Below are 20,802 nucleotides of genomic sequence, written 5' to 3'. Positions count from 1 at the left end.
TTTTATAACCCCGCTCTGGCCGTGTGGACCCGATTAAAACCTGCACGTAATGGCAGGTGGGTCGCCTCCACAGCGTTTTTCTGCTTCCAACGTCCAGCTGACCTCATAAGGGGGCCGGGAGGCCTGCAAGCCGCGCCGTGAGGTGGGCGTCCCGTTTTAGAAATGTGGGTTTAAAAGGGCCCATCACGCACCGAGCAGGAAGGGTTCCGCCTAACTGTCCGCTTCCTCCTCGTCGTCCTGGAAGAAGCGCTCCATAAACAACTCGTACACCGTGTCCAGCTCCTCGTCGGAGTCCAGGGTGGACAGCAGTTCCTCGCCGTTTTCCACGATGGCCTTCATAATCACCAGGCCATACTCCTCGTCGTCGGCGTCCACGTCCTTAGGCTGACCGGATTCGTCCTCCTCCACGGCGGGGAACATGGCGTAGTAGGTAACGCCCTCATGCTCCAGGGTGTCCACCAGCTCCAGCTCAAAGTCGTTGCCGTCCTCGTCGGTAACGGTGATGAAATCGGGGCCGAAATTTTCTTCCATGGGAGCGCCCTCCTGTTCTTTGTTGCTCTTATTGTACCCCGGACCGAGGAAAAATGCAAGAGGCAGGACAGGTAAATTTTAAGAAACTTTGAAGAATATACCTTTGGGATGTTTGTGGGTGGACAAACATGGAAAATCTGGTATAATACGTAGTATCAGGTTTATTGCTGGCCCCATAGAACGAAAGCAAAAATCCGGACGGACCCCAGGTGCGTCCAGGGAAGCCGGGGCGGGCGGAGAACCCCCGGCCGGCTGGAGGTATTGATTGTGTCAGACTACAGAAATTACAATAATTACAAGCACTCGCTGTATGACGACAGCGACTACCCCTCCCGCAGGCAGCCCCCCAGCCGGGAGCGGCAGAGCGGCGGCAGCAGCGGTGGAGGCGGCGGCGCGCCCCGGAAGCGGCGCAAAAAGAAGAAACGTGGGGGCGTGGGCCGGGTCATCGGCGCTTTCTTTAAGGTGCTGGGCACGCTGATCCTCATTGGGCTGTGTACCGGCGCGCTGATGGCCTGCTTTGCGGCGGTCTATATCAACGAGGTCATCGTCCCCCAGGCCGACCTGAGCATGGACGACTTCCCCCTGGGCGAGAACAGCGTCATGTACTATGAGGACAAGGAGACCGGCCAATATAAGGAAATGACAACGCTGCTCAACGTGACCAGCTCTGTGTGGGTTGACTTTGAGGAGATGCCCCTGAACCTGATTAACGCCGCCGTGGCCATTGAGGACAAGCGGTTTTGGACCCATCCCGGCGTAGACTGGCGGGGCACTGCCAAGGCGGTGCTGAGTATGTTTACCGGCGGCGAGGTGTCCGGCGGCTCCACCATTACCCAGCAGCTGATTAAAAACGAGACCCAGTACAACGAGACCACCGTGAAGCGGAAGGTCACCGAGATCATTCGGGCCCTGCGCTTCACCCAGAACAACTCCAAGGAGGACACCCTGGAGCGCTACCTGAACATCATCCCCCTGGGCTCCGGCTGCAAGGGGGTGGGGGCCGCCGCCCTGGAGTACTTCGGCAAGCCGGTGTCCCAGCTCACCCTGGCCGAGTGCGCCAGCCTGGTGGGCATCACCAACAATCCCTCTAAATACGGGCCCTACTCCTTTAACCGCTCCCAGGGCGTGAACACGGAGGAGATCTGGGACGCCCGGCAGTGGAACAAGTACCGCCAGGAGGTCATTCTTTGGCAGATGCTGGAGCAGGGGATGATAACCCGGGCGGAGTATGACCAGGCCGTGACCCAGGAGCTGAACTTTGTCCGGGCCCAGGGCGAGGGAAACTCTGACCAGATCTACACCTGGTATGAGGAGACCGTCATCTCCGACGTGCGCCAGGCCCTCCAGGACAACTTCGGCTGGTCCGACGAGCGCACCGACCAGATCATGCAGAGCGGCGGACTGCGCATTTACACCTGCTACGACCCCGAGGCCCAGGCCATTGCGGAGGAGATTTACACCGACCGGGCCAATTTAAATTACACCTCCAAGGACGGCCAACAGATGCAGTCGGCCATCTGCGTCATCAACAACGAGACGGGAGATGTGGCCGCCATTGTGGGCCAGTTCGGGGACAAGACAGTAAATCGGGGCAGCAACTACGCCAACGCCGGCCACCGCCAGCCCGGTTCCTCCTTCAAGCCCCTGTCGGTCTACTCTCCCGCTCTGGAGTTCGGCAGGATCAACCCCTATACCGTACTGGACGACTACCCCTACGACACCCGCACCGGCAGCGCCTGGCCCAAGAACTCGGGCAAAACCCACTACCGGGGCCTGGTCCCCGCGTTTGAGGCGCTGAAGCGGTCGCTGAATACGGCGGCGGTGCGCATCATGTCCGACTATATCAATCCGGAGGAGAGCTTCAAGTTTGTAGAGGAGCGCTACCACATTGAACTGGAGCCGGGCCGGATGGTCTACGGGGAATGGAAGACCGACATCGACGTGGCCCCCATGGCCATGGGCGGCCTGACCAACGGGGTCAACGTCCGGGATATGGCCGAGGCCTTTGCCACCTTCCCCAACGGCGGGATGTACAAGCGGTCCCGCACCTTCACAAGGGTGACCCAGCTGGTCAACGGCCAGGAGGTGACCCTGCTGGAGAACAACACCGTCTCGGAGCCCGCCATCAAGGCCACCACCGCCTACTATATGAACACCATGCTCCAGGGCGTGTTTGCCGACGGAGGCACCGGCGCCAGCCAGGGGGGCATCAAGGGCCAGCACGCCGCCGGCAAGACGGGCACCACCAGCGAGAACTTTGACCGCTGGTTTGTGGGCTACACCCCCTACTACACCGCCGCCGTCTGGACGGGCTATGAGCGCAACGTAAAGATCGTGGCCAAGAACAACCCCGCTCTGGCCCTGTGGAAGCAGGTGATGACCAAGCTCCACGAGGACCTGCCTGACAAGGATTACCCCTGTCCCGAGTCCATGCGCACCATCAACTACTGCCGGGACAGCGGTCTGCTGGCCAACGAGTGGTGCAAGCTGGACCCCCGGGGCAACCGGACGGCCAGCGGATCTGTCTTCCCAGAGGACTACCCCGAGAACAAGCCGTGTACCGTCCACACGGCGGAGAGCACTGTGACGGTCTGCCTGGACTGCCCTGTCCTCAAGGCCGACGGCAGCCCCTCGAGCCTGTACCACCAGGCGGGCCCCTACTGCCCGGAGGACCGGCAGCAGCAGGTGTGCTACCCCAACTACCAGCGGGAGCAGGTGGGCAATGCCTCGGCGGACGACGGCCTGTGGCGCTATGAGACGGCCAGCGCCTACGGCCAGTGTACCGTCCACACCGAGCCCCCCGTCACCGAGCCGGACCCGCCGGAGTTGACCGACCCCACCAATCCTACGAATCCCACAAATCCCACCAACCCAACGAATCCCACCGACCCCAACGGTCCCTGGAACAACTGGGGGGAGCCCAGCAATCCCGGCACCACTGACCCCGGCCCCGTCCAGAATCCCACGCCGGAGGACCAGCCGGACGTGCCCATCTTCCCTCTGGACCCGAATAACAGCATGGTGGGATAGAGTTCCAGCAGATCAAAGCCCTTTTCATACCGCCGCAGGCCCGCCGGTCTGCGGCGGTATCCTTGTGAAGTGTGAAATATGACGAATCTCTGCCGCTTTATCGAGAAAAAGTTCCACGAACCCCACAGCCATTTTCGGGTTGCGGCTCAGCCCTTTGTGTGCTAAAATGAACGACAGCGCAAAAACAAATGACCACGCGGCGCGGACAACATTCCAGCGCAGACGGGAGGAAGCTATGAGCGGTCCTGCGAAATATTTTATTGTGGACGCCCGGGCCATGCCGGAGATCTTTCGGAAGGTGGCCGAGGCCAAGCGCCTGCTGGAGACGGGGGAGGAGAAGACCGTCAATGGGGCGGCCCAGGCGGTGAATATCAGCCGCAGTGCTTTTTACAAGTACAAGGACGCGGTGCGGCCCTTTAACGATATGCTCCACGGTCGCATTGTCACCTTTCAGGTGCTGCTGAAGGATGAGCCGGGCGTCCTGTCCGGGGCGCTGAATGTGCTGGCGGGCACCGGGGTCAATATCCTCACCATCAACCAGAATATCCCGGTGAACGGCTGTGCGGTGGTTACCATGACGGCGGAAACCTCCGCCCTCCAGGCCTCCCTGGAGGAGGTGCTGTCCCATCTCAGCGCCGGGCCGGGGGTCGTCAAGTGTGAGATCCTGGCGGGCTAGGGACGCCGGGCCCGATGAAACAGACCTGACTATATGAATGAAGGAGAAGAACCAATGGTTAACGTAGCGATTTTGGGATTTGGAACGGTGGGCTCTGGCGTGGCCGAGGTGCTCACCACCAACGGCGGCCTCATTGACAACCGGGTCCGCGACCTGGTGCGGCTGAAGTATATTCTGGATGTGCGGGACTTTCCGGACAGCCCCTACAAGGACTGCTTTGTGAAGGATTTCGCCGTCATCGAGAGCGACCCCGAGGTGGACATTGTGGTGGAGACCATCGGCGGCGCGAAGATCGCCCTGGAGTTTACGGCCCGGGCCCTGAAGGCGGGCAAGAGCGTTGTCACCTCCAACAAGGAGCTGGTGGCCACCCACGGCTGCGAGCTGCTCCAGCTGGCCCGGGAGCACGGGTGCAGCTATCTCTTTGAGGCCAGTGTGGGGGGAGGCATCCCCATTCTGCGGCCCCTCACCTCCTGCCTGGCCGCCAATGAGCTGGAGCAGATCACCGGCATCCTCAACGGCACCACCAACTATATCCTGACCCGAATGATCCGGGCGGGCCTCACCTTTGAGCAGGCTCTGAAGGAGGCCCAGACCAACGGCTACGCCGAGAAGGACCCCACCGCCGACGTGGACGGCCACGACGCCTGCCGGAAGATCTGCATCCTGGCCGACCTGGCCTTCGGGCGGCAGGTGGACCCCGCCCTGGTGCCCACCGAGGGCATCCGGAACGTGACCCTGGAGGATGTGGCCTATGCCGACTCTGTGGGCTATCAGATCAAGCTGCTGGGCCGCTGTCTGCGCCAGGAGGAGGGCAGAGTGTGCGCCTTTGTGGCCCCCCATCTGGTGCCCGCCGGAAATCCCCTGTCCGGGGTCGAGGATGTGTTTAACGCCATTGCCGTCACCGGCAACGCCATTGGCGACGTGATGTTCTATGGCCGGGGGGCGGGCAAGCTGCCCACCGCCTCCGCCGTGGTGGCCGACGTGATCGATATTGCCAAGGACCTGAAGAAGGACCGGCACAACGGCTGGGAGGCGGGCAGTCCCGACCTGGTGGTCTCCGCCGACTATCTGATGTCCCCCTGGTATGTCCGGGGCCAGATGTCCGCCGACCAGGCCCGGAAGAGCTGCGGCGAGGTCCAGCTGCTGGCCCGCAGCGGAGCGCCCGCCGGGGAGTGCGCTTTCCTCACCGCCCCCATGACGGAACCGGAGGTGAAGGAGAAGCTGGCCGGCCTGGAGGTGGGTTCCCGCATCCGGGTCCTGTCCTGAACGCAGTGGGCCGCATAGGATGGCGGGGAGGTATGCTTCCCTGATCCCAACCACTTATCTTGAACCTTTAGGGGGAACAACATATATGCTCATTGTACAAAAATTCGGCGGAAGCTCGGTGGCCGACGCCGATAAGATCCGCAACGTGGCCCGCATCGTCACCGAGACCTACCGCAAGGGCCACAGCGTGGTGGTGGTCCTGTCCGCCCAGGGGGACACCACCGATGATTTGATTGAAAAGGCCCGGGAGATCCACCCCGGGGCCTCCAAACGGGAAATGGATATGCTTTTGGCCACCGGAGAGCAGATCTCCATCTCCCTGTGCGCAATGGCCATTGAACGCATGGGCTATCAGGCCATCTCCCTCACCGGGTGGCAGGCGGGAATGCTCACCGACTCGGCCTACTCCGGCGCCCGGATCAAGCGAATCCGCACGGAGCGCATCCGCAAGGAGCTGGACAAGAAGAAGATCGTGCTGGTGGCCGGCTTCCAGGGCATCAACAAGTACGACGACATTACGACCCTGGGCCGGGGGGGCTCCGACACCTCCGCCGTGGCCTTGGCCGCCTCCCTCCACGCCGACCTGTGCCAGATCTACACCGACGTGGACGGGGTCTATACCGCCGACCCCCGCAGTGTGACAGGGGCGCGGAAGATCGACGAGATCACCTTTGACGAGATGCTGGAGCTGGCCAGCCTGGGGGCCCAGGTGCTCCACAACCGCTCGGTGGAAATGGCCAAGCGGTACAACGTCAATCTGGAGGTGCTGTCCAGCTTCAGCGGAAAGCCCGGTACGAAAGTGAAGGAGGTCGTCAAGACTATGGAAAAAACCCATGTCAGCGGTGTGGCCAAGGACAAAAACGTGGCCCGCATTGCCCTGGTGGGGCTGGCTGATCAGCCCGGAATCGCCTTTAAAATCTTCTCCCTGCTGGCCCAGAAGGGGATCAACGTGGACATTATTTTGCAGTCCATCGGCCGGGACGGCAGCAAGGATATCAGCTTTACCGTGGCCCGTGGAGACGCCCAGGCGGCCAAGGAGGTCATGGAGGAGTACAAGGAGACCGTCGGCTGCAAGCTGGTGGAGCTGAATGAGCAGGTGGCCAAGGTGTCCATTGTGGGCGCGGGCATGGTGAACAACGCCGGCGTGGCCTGCAAGATGTTCGAGGCCCTGTACTCCGCCGGGGTCAACATCAATATGATCTCCACCAGCGAGATCAAGGTGTCCGTCCTGGTGGATGAGCGGGAGGCCGACCGCGCCGTTCAGGCCATCCACGACCGCTTCTTCAGCGAATTTGGAAATGCGTAAACAAAAAATCCGCCCTACCTGGGGCGGATTTTTTATCAAGGAAGGCCTGTCGGCGAGGGCCTACACGTGGCAGCCCTCACAGCTGCCGCAGTCGGGGAACTGGGCGGGGTCGTAGGGGATGCCGCTGCGGTCGTAGTAGTCCTTCAGGGCCGCCTTGATGGCCTCCTCCGCCAGCACGGAGCAGTGGAGCTTGTGGGCGGGCAGGCCGTCCAGAGCCTGGGCCACCGCCTGGTTGGTCAGCTCCAGGGCCTGGGAGATGGGCTTGCCCTTAATCATCTCGGTCGCCATGGAGCTGGAGGCGATGGCGCTGCCGCAGCCGAAGGTCTCAAACTTCACGTCGGTGATGATGTCGCCCTCAATTTTCAGGTAAATCTTCATAATATCCCCGCATTTGGCGTTGCCCACCTCGCCCACGCCGTCGGCGTCCTCAATCACGCCCACGTTGCGGGGATTGCGGAAGTGGTCCATTACGGTTTCGCTGTAAAGTGCCATAATTTTACCTCACTGAATGACAAAAGATTGTTTTCCCGTTTCCAGGTCCCGCCACACCGGGGACATACTCCGCAGGTAGCTCACCACCTGGGTCACCGCCTCCACGGTGTAGTCCACATCCTCCTGGCTGGTCTCCTCCGACAGGGTCAGCCGCAGGGAACCGTGGGCAATCTCGTGGGGCCGCCCGATGGCCAGCAGCACGTGGCTGGGGTCCAGGGAGCCGGAGGTGCAGGCGGAGCCGGAGGAGGCGTATACCCCTTTGTCGTCCAGCAGCAGGAGCAGGGATTCCCCCTCGATGCCCTCGAAGCAGAAACTCACATTGCCGGGCAGGCGGCGGGTGGGGTCGCCGTTGAGTATGGAGTGGGGGATGTTGGCCAGCCCCGCAATGAGCCGGTCCCGCAGGGCGGAGACCTTGGCGGCGTTTTCCTCCATGCGGCCGCAGGCCTCATCCAGAGCGGCGGCCATTGCCACGATGCCGGGGATGTTCTCGGTGCCGGCCCGCTTACCCCGCTCCTGAGCGCCCCCCTCAATGAGGCTGGTCAGGGGGACGCCCTTCCGGACGTACAGCGCCCCCACCCCCTTGGGGCCGTGGAACTTGTGGGCGGACAGAGACAGCAGGTCGATGTTCTGCCCCTGGACGTCAATGGGCAGATGGCCCGCCGCCTGGACCGCGTCGGTGTGGAACAGCACGCCCCGCTCCCGGCAGATGGCCCCAATCTCCGCCACAGGCTGGATGGTGCCAATCTCGTTGTTGGCGTACATCACCGTCACCAGGCAGGTGTCCTCCCGGATGGCTTGGGCTACCTGCTCCGGCTGAATCAGGCCGTTTTCGTGGACGTCCAGCAGGGTCACCGCAAAGCCCTCCCGCTCCAGCCTGTCCAGGGTGTGGAGGACGGCGTGGTGCTCGAAGGCGGTGGAGATGATGTGCCGCTTCCCCTGCCTGGCCCCCAGCAGGGCGGCGGAGCGGATGGCCTGGTTGTCCGCCTCGCTGCCGCCGGAGGTGAAGGTGAGCTCTCGGGGGGTACAGTTGAACTGCCGGGCTATGCGCTCCCGGGCGTGGGACAGCGCCTCGCTGGCCCGCTGGCCGGGGGAGTGGAGACTGGAGGGATTGCCGTACACCTGGTCCAGACAGGGGAGCAGGGCCTGGATGGCGGCGGGACTCATTTTAGTGGTGGCTGCGTTGTCAAGGTAAATTTGTCTCATAGGGATTTCCTTTTCTCAAGTTGCCGCCTCCGGAGACGGGGCGGGAAGGGTGTTACTTCACCGCGGCAAAGCCCTTCTCCAGGTCGGCGATGATGTCGTCAATGTGCTCAGTGCCGATGGACAGGCGGATGGTGTTGGGACGGATGCCCTGGTCCGCCAGCTCCTCGGGGCTCAGCTGGGAGTGGGTCGTGGTGGCGGGGTGGATGACCAGTGATTTCACGTCGGCCACGTTGGCCAGCAGGGAGAAAATCTCCAGGCTGTCAATGAACTTGTGGGCCTCCTTCACGCCGCCCTTGATCTCAAAGGTGAAGATGGATGCGCCGCCGTTGGGGAAGTACTTCTCATAGAGGGCGTGGTCCGGGTGATCGGGCAGGCTGGGGTGGTTGACCCTCTCCACCAGGGGATGGTTCGCCAGGAAGTCCACCACCTTTTTGGTGTTCTCCGCGTGGCGCTCCAGCCGCAGGGAGAGGGTCTCAACCCCCTGGAGGAGCAGGAAAGCGTTGAAGGGGGAGATGGCGGCCCCCGTGTCCCGCAGGAGGATGGCCCGGATGTAGGTGACGAAAGCGGCGGGGCCCACGGCGTCCACGAAGGAGATACCATGGTAGCTGGGATTGGGGGCGGCGATGGGGGCGTACTTGCCGGAGGCCTTCCAGTCGAACTTGCCCGAGTCCACAATGATGCCGCCCAGCGTGGTGCCGTGGCCGCCGATGAACTTGGTGGCCGAGTGGACCACAATGTCCGCCCCGTGCTCGATGGGCCGGATGAGGTAGGGGGTCCCGAAGGTGTTGTCAATGACCAGGGGCAGGCCATGGGCGTGGGCAATTTGAGCAATGGCGTCGATGTCGGGGATATCGGAGTTGGGATTGCCCAAGGTCTCCAGATAGACGGCCTTGGTGTTGGGCTGAATGGCGGCGGTGAGCTCCTCCAGATTGTGGGCGTCCACAAAGGTGGTCTCCACGCCGAACTGGGGCAGGGTGTGGGCTAGCAGGTTGTAGCTGCCGCCGTAGATGGTCTTCTGGGCCACGATATGGTCCCCCGCCTGGGCCAGGGCCTGGATGGTATAGGTGATGGCCGCCGCGCCCGAAGCCAGGGCCAGCGCCGCCGCGCCCCCCTCCAGGGCGGCCAGACGCTTCTCCAGCACGTCCTGGGTTGAGTTGGTCAGCCGTCCGTAGATGTTGCCGGCGTCCGACAGACCGAAGCGGGCGGCGGCGTGGGCGCAGTCCCGGAAGACATAGCTGGTGGTCTGGTAGATGGGCACCGCACGGGCGTCGGTGGCGGGGTCGGGGCTCTCCTGGCCCACGTGGAGCTGCAAGGTCTCGAATTTATAGTTTGACATAATAAACTTCCTCTCTTTGTCCGTATTTTGGGGCTTGACCAGGAAAAAATGTCATATTCGGCCAAAGCGGAAGTTGGCTCTTACCAGGGTTTCCCAATGGTATCGCATAACTGGCACCTCACTTGCGGTATTTCCTACCAACTGAGTTGGCTGTATTCTAGCACGATTTACCCACCAAGTCAATAGGAAATTTAAAAACCACTTTCATTTACATTTTCTATCGCTTCATCCAAAAGATGTATTGGATTCCCAGGCTGGATTCAGTTAAAATGATACTATCTGAATCAGCGGAGATGTACCGCGAAAAATAGGGAGGTATCGGTTATGAACAATCTGCCCAGCGCCATAACCCTGTGCGAGGTCGGACTGCGGGACGGCCTGCAAAACGAAAAGACCCTGCTGCCCACCGAGAAAAAGGTGGAGCTGCTCCGGGGCCTGATTGACGCCGGCTTCAAGGTGATTGAGGTGGGCTCCTTCATGCACCCCAAGGCCGTTCCCCAGATGGCGGACACCGACGAGGTGTACAAGGCCCTGGGTGAGGTCCCCGGGGTGGAGCTGCGGGCCCTGATCCCCAATCTGCGGGGGGTCAAGCGGGCCGTGGACTGCGGCTGCAAAAAGGTGAAGCTGAACGTGTCCGCCAGCCGCCAGCACAACCTGAAGAACCTGAACATGACGCCGGAGCAGAGTGTGGCCGGCTTTGCCGACTGCGTGAAGGAGGCCCAGGCCAACGGCATTGCCATCTCCGGCTCCATCTCCATGCCCTTCGCCTCCCCCTGGGAGGGCCGCATCCCCCTGAGCGATATCGAGTCCATCATCGAGGCCTATTTGAAGGTGGGGATTGACGAGATCTCCCTGTCCGACACCTCCGGCATGGGGGTCCCCAACCAGGTCTACGAGATGTGCGCCAGGGTCCGGGAGAAGTACCCCCAGGCCAGCTGGTGGCTCCACTTCCACAACACCAGAGGGCTGGCCATTGCCAACATCCTGGCCGCGATGGAGGCGGGTATGACTCAGTTTGACGGCTCCTTCGGCGGCTTGGGCGGCTGCCCCTTCGTCCCCAACGCGGCGGGCAACATCTCCACCGAGGACGTAATTAACATGTGTGACGAGATGGGCATTGAAACCGGCGTGGACATTGTGAAGGTCATGGAGCTGTCCCGTACCATGCGGGATTTGCTGGGCCACGACCTGGACAGCTACATCCTCCGTGCCGGCCGCGCAAAGGACCTGATTGTCTCCTGAACCCAACTGCACCCCCGCCGGAAAGCGGGGGTGCTTTTTTCACCGCGTTCACGCAGCGGCTTGCCGGCTTATACAAGGGGGCCGCTGCGGTTTTTTTTTCACAAAAAATGGCAGAGCGCAGAGGAAAATATCTGCTGTTTGGCCTGGAAAAATTTTGTGCGGCGGGGAAAAAACGTGATATAATATACCCAGTGAGCTTGTCTGTATTTTGCTCAGAAAGAAGGTATATTACCATGAAACTCTGCGAATTATTTAAACAGGGGAGAACAGTCTTCTCCTGCGAGGTGTTTCCCCCGAAAAAAACCGCCCCGGTGGACAGCATTTACAAGACCCTGGGCGGTCTGAAGGACATCCGCCCCGACTTTATCAGCGTCACCTTTGGGGCGGGAGGGTCCCAGGCCAACCAGAGCACCCGGGAGATTGCCTCTCTGATTGAAAATCAGTACCACATCCCCGCTATGGCCCACCTGACCTGCGTAGTGGCCGGACGGGAGGACGCGGACCGTCTGCTGACCGAGCTGAAGGAGGAGGGTGTGGAAAATGTTCTGGCCCTGCGGGGAGATATCAATCCGGACTATCCCCCCAAGACCGACTTCAAATACGCCAGTGAGCTGGTGGCCTACATCCGGGAACGGGGGGACTTTGGGGTGTCCGCCGCCTGCTACCCGGAGGGCCACCCGGAGAGCCCCGACCTGGTCAGCGATATCCGCCACCTGAAGGAAAAGGTGGACGCCGGGGCCCAGCACCTGGTGAGCCAGCTGTTTTTCGACAACGACGACTTCTTCCGCTTTCTGGAGCGGGCCCGCATCGCCGGCATCAATGTGCCCATTGAGGCGGGGATCATGCCAGTGCTGTCCAAGAGCTCCATCCAGCGCATGGTGTCGGGGTGCGGCGCCAGTATGCCCAGTAAGCTGACCCGCATTCTGGCCCGCTACGGCGACCACCCCGAGGCCCTGCGGGAGGCCGGCATCGCCTACGCCATCGACCAGATTTCCGACCTGATCGCCGGCGGCGTGGACGGCATCCACCTGTACACCATGAACAATCCTGACGTAGCCAGGCAGATTGCCGGCAGTATCTCCTCCATTCGGACCGTGTGAGAGGAGACTCTGTTTACAATCTCTTCACGAAAATTTAAGGTGGATTTTGTCGTAATTTTCTCCGCAGCGTGCTAGAATACCCTCAGAGTCAACATGGGGGTGTTTTTTACGAAGCACAAGAAGTGGATCCTGTCCCTGGCCACCCTGGGGCTGCTGGGGGGCGGCGGGTGTTTTTTGTACCTCAGCGGATTTTTTCAGGCGGTCTCCTCCCTGGAGGAGCTGCGGGCCTATATATCCCGCTTCGCACCCTACTCTCATCTCATCTTTTTCCTGCTCCAGTTCCTGGCCGTGGTACTGGCTCCCATTCCCAGCAACGTGGTGGCCGCTGCGGGGGGCGTGCTCTTCGGGACCCTGCCGGCCTTTCTGCTCACCTTCAGCGCGGTGGTGTCGGGCTCGCTGCTCACCTTCACGCTGTCCCGGGCCCTGGGGCGGGACTTCGCGGAGCGGATTGTGGGCCAGAGGCTGTCGGAAAAATATCAGCAGGTGCTGCATACAAAGGCCCCCGTCTTCCTGACCCTGGCCTTCCTCTTCCCCTTCTTCCCGGACGATATGCTGTGCATCTTGGCCGGCCTCACCTCCCTCTCCCTCCGCCGCTTTGCCCTGATCGTGGTGCTGGCCCGGCCCTGGGGGCTGCTGTTTGCCAGCGCTCTGGGTGGGGAAAGTCTGGGACTGCCGGTGTGGGTCATGGTCCCGGCCGGGCTGGCGGGGCTGGCCCTCTTCCTGCTGGGGATGAAATATGGCAATCAAATCGAGGAAATGCTGCTCTCCCGGCTGAAAGAGGGGAGAAAACGGAGTGGGCAGGAGAAAAAAATTTGAAAATGCCCCCTTTACAAATTTAGAAAAATGTGGTAGGATAAATCATAACAATAATTAGTATTGTTAAGAGGAGAGCGAACCCATGCAGCGCGCCGTGCGATACAGCAAAAAACGGGAGGCGATTCTGGAAGCCATCCGGGGGACAAGCTGCCACCCCTCCGCAGAGTGGGTGTACCGCCAGCTCAAGCCCCGGCACCCAGACCTGAGCCTGGGGACGGTGTACCGGAATCTGGCCTTTTTTCGGGAGCAGGGCCTAGTCCGGAGCGTTGGCACCGTTCAGGGTCAGGAGCGCTTCGACGCCATTGTCGCTCCCCACAGTCACTTTGTTTGCAGCTGCTGCGGCTGCGTCCAGGACCTGCCCGGCCTTCAGCTGGGAGAGGAGCTGGACCGGTCCGTCAGTATGCAATACGGGCTTGCGGTGGAACGCCACGAGCTCACATTCTATGGTCTATGTCCCAGTTGTCTGCATCAACAAAATTTTAAGGAGGAAACACAGTTATGAAGAAGTTTGTCTGTTCCGTCTGCGGCTATGTCTACGAGGGCGAGAGCGCTCCCGCCAAGTGCCCCCAGTGCGGCGTCGGCCCCGAGAAGTTCGTGGAGCAGGGCGGCGAGATGTCCTGGGCCGCTGAGCACGTTGTCGGCGTAGCCAAGGGCGTTGACCCCGAGATCTTGGAGGGCCTGCGCGCCAACTTCCAGGGCGAGTGCACCGAGGTGGGTATGTATCTGGCGATGGCCCGCGTGGCTCACCGGGAGGGCTACCCCGAGATCGGCCTGTACTGGGAGAAGGCCGCCTATGAGGAGGCCGAGCACGCCGCCAAGTTCGCTGAGCTGCTGGGCGAGGTGCTGACCGACTCCACCAAGAAGAACCTGGAGATGCGCGTCGAGGCCGAGAACGGCGCCACCGCCGGCAAGGTCGCCATCGCCAAGAAGGCCAAAGAGCTGGGTCTGGACGCCATCCACGACACCGTGCACGAGATGGCCCGGGACGAGGCCCGGCATGGTAAGGCGTTTAAGGGCCTGTTGGAGCGTTACTTCGGCTGAGCAATTTTCCACCTTCCCGCCCCTCCGGGCGGGAAGATTATTTTAACAAATTTAGGAGGAGCATAAAATGGACAAGTATGTTTGCCCCTGCGGCTATGAGTACGACCCCGCGGTGGGTGACCCCGATAACGGCGTCGCTCCCGGTACCCCCTGGGACCAGGTCCCGGACAGCTGGGTCTGCCCCGTCTGTGGTATGGGCAAGGACGTGTTTGAAAAGGAATAAGGAAACCCAGAGGGGCGGCACGTTGATGTGCCGCCCCTCTATTATTTAGTATAACCTATTGAAGCGGTACGGGATTGGTTCCGTCCAGTTGTCTATAATTGTGTTATCCTTGCCGCTCAACAAGCATTTTACTAACAATCTGAAATATTTCGCCACTGTTTTCCACATTTCCAAAGGAAACTTTTCCAGATGACGTTAAAAAATGAAGTGTCGTTTTGCCCGAAGATGAGACAGAACTAATTGAATTTAGCGGCAAATCAACTTGCTTTCCAAAGCTGCTACGACCATAGACGCGCTTATTCGTCACCGTCAAAGCGTTGTCCTTGTTCTTAAAGAAATCTATGATACCCCAGATAAAAGCAGCAATACCGATGTAAACGACAACTGAAATCCAAATTGAAGTCGTTGCGGTAACGTCAAAAATGAGGGTCGATACAAGGAAAAGAGATAGGCTAATGTTCAAAGTGTACATATGTTCCCGTATTTGAGGCAGAGCAACCGCATAATAAAACACAATGGTAAGGATAAAAATCACTACTGGCACCGCAAAACAACGTACCAACGTACCTGAAAGGGCAGAGTGGGTGCTTTTTACTATTACTTTTTCTTCCATAATAATTTTCCTTTCTTTCTCCCGCACTTGGTGGGTCATTTCCCCGTGTCTTTGTTATGGTCTTGCCATCAGCCGCACAGTGAGATTATTATACTCTGATTTACGGCTAATTGCAAGATATATTTTTGTTTTTCTATCAATTAGCATGTTTAATTTCTGGCTGTGTGTTGTAAAATCTATCAATAAGACATTTGAGGGGTAACACAATGGATTTATCGCTTATGGGCAGCAAAATTAAAGCAGAGCGAAAGCGACTTAACTTGACGCTGGAAACATTATCAGAGCAGATAGGAATATCCAGAAACTACCTTTGGGAAATAGAGGCTGGACGCAAGGCCCCCGCTTTGAATACACTTTTCAATTTAGGCATTACCCTCAATGTGTCTATTGACTATTTGTTGGGGGCCTCCGCCGAAAAGAAAAGCATTAACGGCAATCCTCCCGCCACAGAACGCGATTTAGAGATTGCACAGATTATGAAAGCACTAAATGAGTATGAAGTAAAAGAGTTATCGCTAATATCTAACGTGATACATGACTTTTCAAGATATTTTGAACAAAAATAGCAAGCGCGGTTACTGAAAGCCGCGCTTGCTTTTTACTATGAGGAAAATACCACCGCCGCCCGCTCGACTATATAACCTCCGCCGTGATTTTATGTCGGTCGGGAAATCCGCTGAGAAAACCAGCATTGAAAAATCAAAATGAGATTTTCCCAAAACCATCCCCCTGGTGGGGTGCTGGCTGCTGCCCCGTTGTGGTATGGGCAAGGACGTGTTTGAAAAGAAATAAGGAAACCCAGGGGGCGGCACGTTGATGTGCCGCCCCTCGTATTCTCTTTGTCAAGATGTTAATAAGTTGAAACATCTACTTTCTCTGGCTCACTCACAAAAGCCCCTGTCTTGTCAATAATGCCCTTGAACACGCTCCCGGCGTTATTTTGGAACAGGATGGTTGCCTGTCCGTTTTCAAAACACGGAGCATTGACCCCTTGTGAAGAGGAATAAAAAATCCCGCGCATGCTGTATTCATGTAAATCAATTACTAAATTCCCTTCAATATCATAAAAGCCGGGATTAGACCTTTCTTCCGAACACGCAAAGAATAATCCCTCTGAATACACAGGGAAATTATGCCCAGGTTTATTGGGCAAAAATTGACATGACAACTCTGTAATTTCACATTCCGTACTCATGGCATAGAGTTTGCCGCCTCCAAGCGAGGTTTCTTCTTTACAGAAGAGTAGATATCCATCTTGGAATACAGATATTTTGTTTGCAGTAATCTGTCTCTGGGTATTATTTGTAACATTCCAAAGGAGACATTCCCACACTGCCAACTCACTTCTGATAGGAGACTTTTGCGACATAAAATTTTCCCATGGTCCTACACGATACTCTTCATCCTTTGTAAATACAGAGACCCCCGGCGAGGCAAGGAAAACTCCTTCGCCAAGGTATGTATAACACGAACTGTCCCGCAAAGTTTCGCTGCTACCTTCAGCACGAAAACGCACATTGTTTACAAAAGTTCCAGTATCAGTCATCTCCTGAACCCATTCACCATTATCATCCACCACACCGAGCGTAATTTTGTAGCCATCGTAGGCATCGACCTCTTTTTTGACCAAGTGATAGCCATCGCCAGAACAAAGAATTTCGTCCCACTCTCCGTTGTTAGGAACTGCTGTTTCCTGACCGTTAGACGTATTGTCGCTTGATTGCTCGTCACTGTTCGGTGTGCTGACTGGTGTATTGGTATCGCCACCGCTGGGCGCGTCTGTGCTTGTCGTGTCCCCATTTCCGCCGCTGGGTGTGTTGGTATCCCCACTCCCACCGCCGCCGCCACAGGCCACCAGAGAGAGGGCCAGAACCGCCGCAAGCATGAGTGCCAAAAGTTTCTTCATCCTATTGTACCTCCCAAATGATGTGAATTGTTACTGTGTCTTTCTTCATAATATTTATGAAAACAAGCACATTATACATCTAAAGGCCTATAAAGTCAATCCGTAGGTGCTTATAATTTCGCCAAAAGGCGTATACAATTAGCCCGAAGGATAATTTAGAGGTGAAATGATGGAAAATGCAAATCTGCAAGAAATAGGAAAAAGAATCCAGCTACGCCGAAAACAACTTGGATATACTCAAGACCAACTTGCAAGCATGATGGATGTATCAATACAAATGATTTCAAACTTGGAGCGTGGAAATAAGGCCATTCGCATTGATAATCTAATAAATTTGAGCCAAATTCTCAATATAAGCACAGATTACATTTTGACAGGGAAAAATGTGGGTTACAACGGTGCATCACTATCCGAAAAAATATCTCTATTATCCAGCAAGAGCCGTGATATAATCGAACAATTTGTTGACTATTGTTTGAATCCATATGATTTATAAATCCGCAAGGTCAGGAGGACACTTGCGGATTTTTGTTTTCTAATTTTGCCGCGTCCGCCGTTTTCGGCCATTTCCGCCGTGATTTTATGTCGGTCTGGAAATCCGCCGAGAAAACCAGCATTGAAAAATCAAAATGAGATTTTCCCGTAACCATCCCCCCGATGGGGTGCTGGTTGCTGCCCCGTTGCGGTATGGGCAAGGACGTGTTTGAAAAGAAATAAGGAAACCCAGGGGGCGGTACGTTGATGTACCGTCCCCTCATATTTGGCAGGGTTTATTGGCAGAGACAGCGCGGAGTTGGACTGTTTCCGCCCCGGCGCTGTGGGGGAATTACAAGGCAAACAACCGCTTTTTTCTTGCACTTTCTTCCGGGCTGTCGTATAATAGGGGAAACCAATGAGGGCGGAGGAACTGACATGGTATTGCTTTCCTGGAACGTAAACGGTCTGCGGGCGTGTATGAAAAAGGGATTTTTGGAGTTTTATCAGGAGAAAAAACCGGATTTTCTCTGCCTCCAGGAGACCAAGATGGAGCGGGGCCAGGCGGACGTCCCCCTGGGGGAGGGGGTCCTGGAGTACTGGAACTCAGCGGAGAAGAAGGGCTACTCGGGCACCGCGATTTTCACGACCCGCCAGCCCCTGGCCGCCGCCTATGGTATGGACAAGGACCAGCACGACCACGAGGGGCGGCTTATCACCCTGGAGTATGAGCCATTTTACCTGGTGTGCTGCTACACCCCCAACGCCCAGGACGGCCTGAAGCGGATTGACTACCGCATGGCCTGGGAGGACGACCTGCGGGAGTACCTCATGTCCCTGGACCGGACCAAGCCGGTGATCTACTGCGGCGACCTGAACGTGGCCCACCAGGAGATTGATTTGAAGAATCCCAAGACCAACCGGGGCAACGCCGGCTTCTCCGACCAGGAGCGGGAGAAGATGACTGCCCTGCTCTCCTCCGGCTTCACCGACACCTTCCGCTTCCTGTACCCGGACCGAGAGGGGGCCTACTCCTGGTGGTCCTACCGCTTCCATGCCCGGCAGAAGAACGCGGGGTGGCGCATTGACTACTTCATTGTCTCCGACCGGCTGCGGGACAAAATTGTGCGGGCGGAAATCCTCTCCGAGGTGGAGGGGAGCGACCACTGCCCCGTTTTGCTGGAACTGGATATCTAACAAACTGCCCGCCTTCCATCAGGCGGGCTTTTTTCCAAATCTTATCTTTACCCACTTCCCTGTTTGTGGTATACTAGCTATAATTGGGTTAACATCCTGTAAGGAGGAACAAATATGAATCTGGCAGAGCGCAGAGTTCACAGCGATACAATTTTTGAGGGCAAGATCATCAAGGTGACCAAGGACCAGGCGGAGCTGCCCGACGGCAGTCTGGCCAGCCGTGAAGTGGTGAATCACCCCGGCGGTGTGTGTGTGCTGGCCCTGGACGAGGACTCCAACGTGACACTGGTAAAACAGTTCCGCTATCCCATCCAGCAGCTGCTTCTGGAACTGCCGGCGGGCAAGCTGGAGTACGGGGAGGAGCACGGTCCCGCCGCCGTCCGGGAGCTGAGCGAGGAGACCGGTCTGGAGGCGTCAGAGTGGACCTATCTGGGCTATATGCTGTCCTCCCCCGGCTTCTGCACCGAGAAGATCCATATGTACCTGGCCCGGGGTCTGACTCGAAAAAAGCAGCATCTGGACGAGGGGGAATTTTTGGACGTGCTGGCCGTCCCCTTTGAGGAGCTGATACGCCAGGTGATGGACGGGACCATTACCGATGGGAAGACGGTTACCGCCGCGCTGAAAACGAAGGTCCTGCTGGGCCTGTAAGAAAAAGGAGGTCATTCAATGGGAAAGACCATCTTGATCGTGGAGGACGAACAGAGCATTGTGGACATTTTGTCCTTCAACCTGACCAAGGAGGGCTACGACACCCTGGAGGCGCTGGACGGTCCCACCGGCCTGCAGCTGGCGCTGGAGCAGAACCCCGACCTGGTGCTGCTGGACCTGATGCTGCCGGGGATGAACGGCTTTGACGTGTGCAGGAAGATTCGGGCGACCGGGAGCGCCGTCCCCATTGTCATGCTCACCGCCCGGGAGGAGGAGGACGACAAGGTCAAGGGTCTGGAGCTGGGGGCGGACGACTATATCACAAAGCCCTTCAAGAATCGGGAGCTGCTGGCCCGGGTTAAGGCCAACATCCGCCGTGTCTCCATGAACGCCGCCCTGCCCGAGCCGGTGGCGGAGCTGCCCCTGGGAGAGCGGATGTCGGTGGACGAGGAGCGGGCCACCATCTTCAAGGACGGCGTGCCCCTGGACCTGACTCAGCGGGAGTATGACCTGATCCGCTTCCTGGCCTCCCGCCCCGGCAAGGTCTTCTCCCGGGAGGCCCTTATGGAGCACGTGTGGAATTATGAGGGCTATGTGGGCGATGTGCGGGCGGTGGATGTGGCAATCCGGCGCCTGCGGGAGAAAATTGAGGACGACCCCGCTTCCCCCGCCTTCATCAAGACCAAGCGGGGCATGGGCTACTACTTCGGGGAGTGAGAGGCGCGGCCTATAAATCCAGCGCCTGAACCATCTCCCCGCGCAGACCCAGACCCAAAGCGTAGTAGGCACGTACCTCATAGTCGCTGTACCGCATGAGCCGGGAGACGTACCGGTCGTACAGGTCATAGCCGGCAATGGCCCGGATTTCTTCCGCCAGAGCTTCAAATTCCCGTTCGGCTTCCGAAAAACCGGGCAGTTCCTTTTTGAGCCGGCTGGCAGCCTCGTCGATTTCGGGATTGCGCCACAGAAGCTTTGTAAGTAAGTCTTTCATTTTGGTTACTCCTTTTACATGCTTTTTGCATGTATTATAAATTTGCTTTAAGCATGTGTCAAGTCCTTTGGAGGAAGTATGGCAAAATTTTGTGATCGTCTTAAAGTGCTGCGCAAAGAGCACGGCTTGAAGCAGCGTGAAATGGCAGAGAAACTTGGTCTTGCTTTGAGTTCTTATCAGTGCTATGAGTATGCAAACAGATACCCTGAATTTCACGGGCTGATTGCGATTGCTGATTTTTTCGATGTGAGTATTGACTATTTAGTCGGGCGCTCCGATGTGAGAGAACGGCGATAATCCCTCGGCCCCTTTCAAAAGGAGCTCTGCGAATCGGGATTGCGCCACAGAAATTCGGTAAGTCAGTCTTGCATTTTTTAGGCACCTTGTTTATTCTCTTAAAGTGATTGTCAAGGCCCCGGAGGTAAAATCATGGCACAATTTTGTGAACGAATCAAAGAACTGCGCATCGAGTGCGGATTGAAACAGCGCGAAATGGCAGATCAGTTGGGTTTGGCGATAAATTCCTATCAGGCTTACGAGTATGCGACTCGGTATCCTGAGTTCAAAGGGCTGATTGCGATTGCTGACTTCTTTGATGTTAGCTTAGATTATCTGGTTGGCCGGTCAGACGTAAGAGAACGGCGATGACCCCGGCCCCACGGTACGGTGAGGATTGATTTGAGGCACTGCTTCTACTTAAAATTTTGG

At 57.8% G+C, this 20,802-nt stretch carries 24 protein-coding genes and 1 other RNA gene; 17 read left to right on the top strand and 8 right to left on the bottom strand.

Annotated elements, in window-relative coordinates:
* Positions 1-3 precede the first annotated feature (3 nt).
* Positions 4-204, bottom strand: a non-coding RNA gene (gene ssrS / locus D1646_RS04440) — 6S RNA.
* 6 nt (positions 205-210) lie between these two features.
* Positions 211-531, bottom strand: a complete 321-nt coding sequence (locus D1646_RS04435) for a DUF1292 domain-containing protein (RefSeq protein WP_160635296.1) — start codon at positions 529-531, stop codon at positions 211-213.
* A gap of 267 nt (positions 532-798) precedes the next feature.
* Between D1646_RS04435 and D1646_RS23000 the strand changes: the two genes are divergently transcribed.
* From D1646_RS23000 to D1646_RS04415, 4 genes are all read left to right on the top strand, one after another.
* The gene (locus D1646_RS23000; RefSeq protein WP_160635295.1) at positions 799-3,561 is read left to right on the top strand and encodes a transglycosylase domain-containing protein; all 2,763 of its coding nucleotides are present in this window, start codon (positions 799-801) and stop codon (positions 3,559-3,561) included.
* 235 nt (positions 3,562-3,796) lie between these two features.
* Entirely contained in the window at positions 3,797-4,237 is a 441-nt protein-coding gene (locus D1646_RS04425; protein WP_160635294.1) for an ACT domain-containing protein, read from the top strand.
* Positions 4,238-4,291: 54 nt separating this feature from the next.
* A complete protein-coding gene (locus tag D1646_RS04420) occupies positions 4,292-5,503 on the top strand; it encodes a homoserine dehydrogenase (RefSeq protein ID WP_160635293.1) in 1,212 nt (403 codons plus the stop codon).
* Positions 5,504-5,588: 85 nt separating this feature from the next.
* Entirely contained in the window at positions 5,589-6,809 is a 1,221-nt protein-coding gene (locus tag D1646_RS04415) for an aspartate kinase (protein WP_160635292.1), read from the top strand.
* 60 nt (positions 6,810-6,869) lie between these two features.
* Here D1646_RS04415 and nifU read toward each other — a convergent pair whose 3' ends face one another.
* The 3 genes from nifU to D1646_RS04400 are packed head-to-tail and all read right to left on the bottom strand — an operon-like array spanning position 6,870 to position 9,840.
* Positions 6,870-7,301, bottom strand: coding sequence for a Fe-S cluster assembly scaffold protein NifU (gene nifU / locus D1646_RS04410; RefSeq protein ID WP_160635291.1), 432 nt, complete (start codon positions 7,299-7,301; stop codon positions 6,870-6,872).
* Between the two features lie 9 nt (positions 7,302-7,310).
* Positions 7,311-8,504, bottom strand: a complete 1,194-nt coding sequence (gene nifS / locus D1646_RS04405; RefSeq protein ID WP_160635290.1) for a cysteine desulfurase NifS — start codon at positions 8,502-8,504, stop codon at positions 7,311-7,313.
* Between the two features lie 52 nt (positions 8,505-8,556).
* A complete protein-coding gene (locus D1646_RS04400; protein ID WP_160635289.1) occupies positions 8,557-9,840 on the bottom strand; it encodes an O-acetylhomoserine aminocarboxypropyltransferase/cysteine synthase family protein in 1,284 nt (427 codons plus the stop codon).
* 324 nt (positions 9,841-10,164) lie between these two features.
* Between D1646_RS04400 and D1646_RS04395 the strand changes: the two genes are divergently transcribed.
* The 6 genes from D1646_RS04395 to D1646_RS04370 all read left to right on the top strand — a co-directional run bounded on the left by D1646_RS04395 (position 10,165) and on the right by D1646_RS04370 (position 14,262).
* Entirely contained in the window at positions 10,165-11,082 is a 918-nt protein-coding gene (locus D1646_RS04395; protein ID WP_160635288.1) for a hydroxymethylglutaryl-CoA lyase, read from the top strand.
* 233 nt (positions 11,083-11,315) lie between these two features.
* Positions 11,316-12,182, top strand: coding sequence for a methylenetetrahydrofolate reductase [NAD(P)H] (gene metF, locus D1646_RS04390; protein ID WP_160635287.1), 867 nt, complete (start codon positions 11,316-11,318; stop codon positions 12,180-12,182).
* Positions 12,183-12,281: 99 nt separating this feature from the next.
* Positions 12,282-12,998 (top strand): TVP38/TMEM64 family protein, encoded by a 717-nt coding sequence (locus D1646_RS04385; RefSeq protein WP_347565129.1) that lies wholly within the window; start codon positions 12,282-12,284, stop codon positions 12,996-12,998.
* A gap of 82 nt (positions 12,999-13,080) precedes the next feature.
* A complete protein-coding gene (locus D1646_RS04380) occupies positions 13,081-13,500 on the top strand; it encodes a transcriptional repressor (RefSeq protein WP_160635285.1) in 420 nt (139 codons plus the stop codon).
* Positions 13,497-14,039: a ferritin family protein gene (locus D1646_RS04375; RefSeq protein ID WP_160635284.1), complete on the top strand. Its 543-nt coding sequence runs from the start codon at positions 13,497-13,499 to the stop codon at positions 14,037-14,039. Before D1646_RS04380 ends, D1646_RS04375 begins: the two co-directional genes overlap by 4 nt.
* A gap of 67 nt (positions 14,040-14,106) precedes the next feature.
* Positions 14,107-14,262 carry a rubredoxin gene (locus tag D1646_RS04370; RefSeq protein ID WP_160635283.1) on the top strand — a complete coding sequence of 52 codons (156 nt, stop codon included), beginning with the start codon at positions 14,107-14,109 and terminating at the stop codon, positions 14,260-14,262.
* 103 nt (positions 14,263-14,365) lie between these two features.
* On the opposite strand, the gene D1646_RS04365 is transcribed toward D1646_RS04370, so the two are convergent.
* Positions 14,366-14,875 carry a hypothetical protein gene (locus D1646_RS04365; protein WP_160635282.1) on the bottom strand — a complete coding sequence of 170 codons (510 nt, stop codon included), beginning with the start codon at positions 14,873-14,875 and terminating at the stop codon, positions 14,366-14,368.
* A 206-nt stretch (positions 14,876-15,081) separates the two neighbouring features.
* Here D1646_RS04365 and D1646_RS04360 point away from each other — a divergent pair, with 206 nt between their 5' ends.
* The gene (locus tag D1646_RS04360) at positions 15,082-15,441 is read left to right on the top strand and encodes a helix-turn-helix domain-containing protein (protein ID WP_160635281.1); all 360 of its coding nucleotides are present in this window, start codon (positions 15,082-15,084) and stop codon (positions 15,439-15,441) included.
* 284 nt (positions 15,442-15,725) lie between these two features.
* On the opposite strand, the gene D1646_RS04355 is transcribed toward D1646_RS04360, so the two are convergent.
* Positions 15,726-16,781, bottom strand: a complete 1,056-nt coding sequence (locus tag D1646_RS04355) for a hypothetical protein (RefSeq protein ID WP_160635280.1) — start codon at positions 16,779-16,781, stop codon at positions 15,726-15,728.
* 166 nt (positions 16,782-16,947) lie between these two features.
* Between D1646_RS04355 and D1646_RS04350 the strand changes: the two genes are divergently transcribed.
* From D1646_RS04350 to D1646_RS04335, 4 genes are all read left to right on the top strand, one after another.
* Entirely contained in the window at positions 16,948-17,277 is a 330-nt protein-coding gene (locus tag D1646_RS04350) for a helix-turn-helix transcriptional regulator (protein ID WP_160635279.1), read from the top strand.
* 416 nt (positions 17,278-17,693) lie between these two features.
* Positions 17,694-18,452: an exodeoxyribonuclease III gene (locus tag D1646_RS04345; protein ID WP_160635278.1), complete on the top strand. Its 759-nt coding sequence runs from the start codon at positions 17,694-17,696 to the stop codon at positions 18,450-18,452.
* Positions 18,453-18,566: 114 nt separating this feature from the next.
* Positions 18,567-19,103, top strand: coding sequence for an NUDIX hydrolase (locus tag D1646_RS04340; protein WP_160635277.1), 537 nt, complete (start codon positions 18,567-18,569; stop codon positions 19,101-19,103).
* 18 nt (positions 19,104-19,121) lie between these two features.
* Positions 19,122-19,820 carry a response regulator gene (locus D1646_RS04335; RefSeq protein WP_160635276.1) on the top strand — a complete coding sequence of 233 codons (699 nt, stop codon included), beginning with the start codon at positions 19,122-19,124 and terminating at the stop codon, positions 19,818-19,820.
* Positions 19,821-19,830: 10 nt separating this feature from the next.
* Here the strand turns inward: D1646_RS04335 and D1646_RS04330 are convergent, their stop codons facing one another.
* The gene (locus tag D1646_RS04330) at positions 19,831-20,094 is read right to left on the bottom strand and encodes a hypothetical protein (RefSeq protein ID WP_160635275.1); all 264 of its coding nucleotides are present in this window, start codon (positions 20,092-20,094) and stop codon (positions 19,831-19,833) included.
* Positions 20,095-20,172: 78 nt separating this feature from the next.
* On the opposite strand from D1646_RS04330, the gene D1646_RS04325 reads away from it, so the two are divergent.
* Together D1646_RS04325 and D1646_RS04320 are read left to right on the top strand one after the other, a co-directional pair.
* Positions 20,173-20,391: a helix-turn-helix transcriptional regulator gene (locus D1646_RS04325; protein ID WP_160635274.1), complete on the top strand. Its 219-nt coding sequence runs from the start codon at positions 20,173-20,175 to the stop codon at positions 20,389-20,391.
* 132 nt (positions 20,392-20,523) lie between these two features.
* A complete protein-coding gene (locus tag D1646_RS04320) occupies positions 20,524-20,742 on the top strand; it encodes a helix-turn-helix transcriptional regulator (protein ID WP_160635273.1) in 219 nt (72 codons plus the stop codon).
* The last annotated feature ends 60 nt before the right edge of the window (positions 20,743-20,802 follow it).

Origin of the sequence: Pseudoflavonifractor sp. 60 (genome assembly GCF_009911645.1) — a bacterium.
GTDB lineage: Bacteria > Bacillota > Clostridia > Oscillospirales > Oscillospiraceae > Lawsonibacter.
This window is presented reverse-complemented; position numbering and strand designations above follow the sequence as displayed.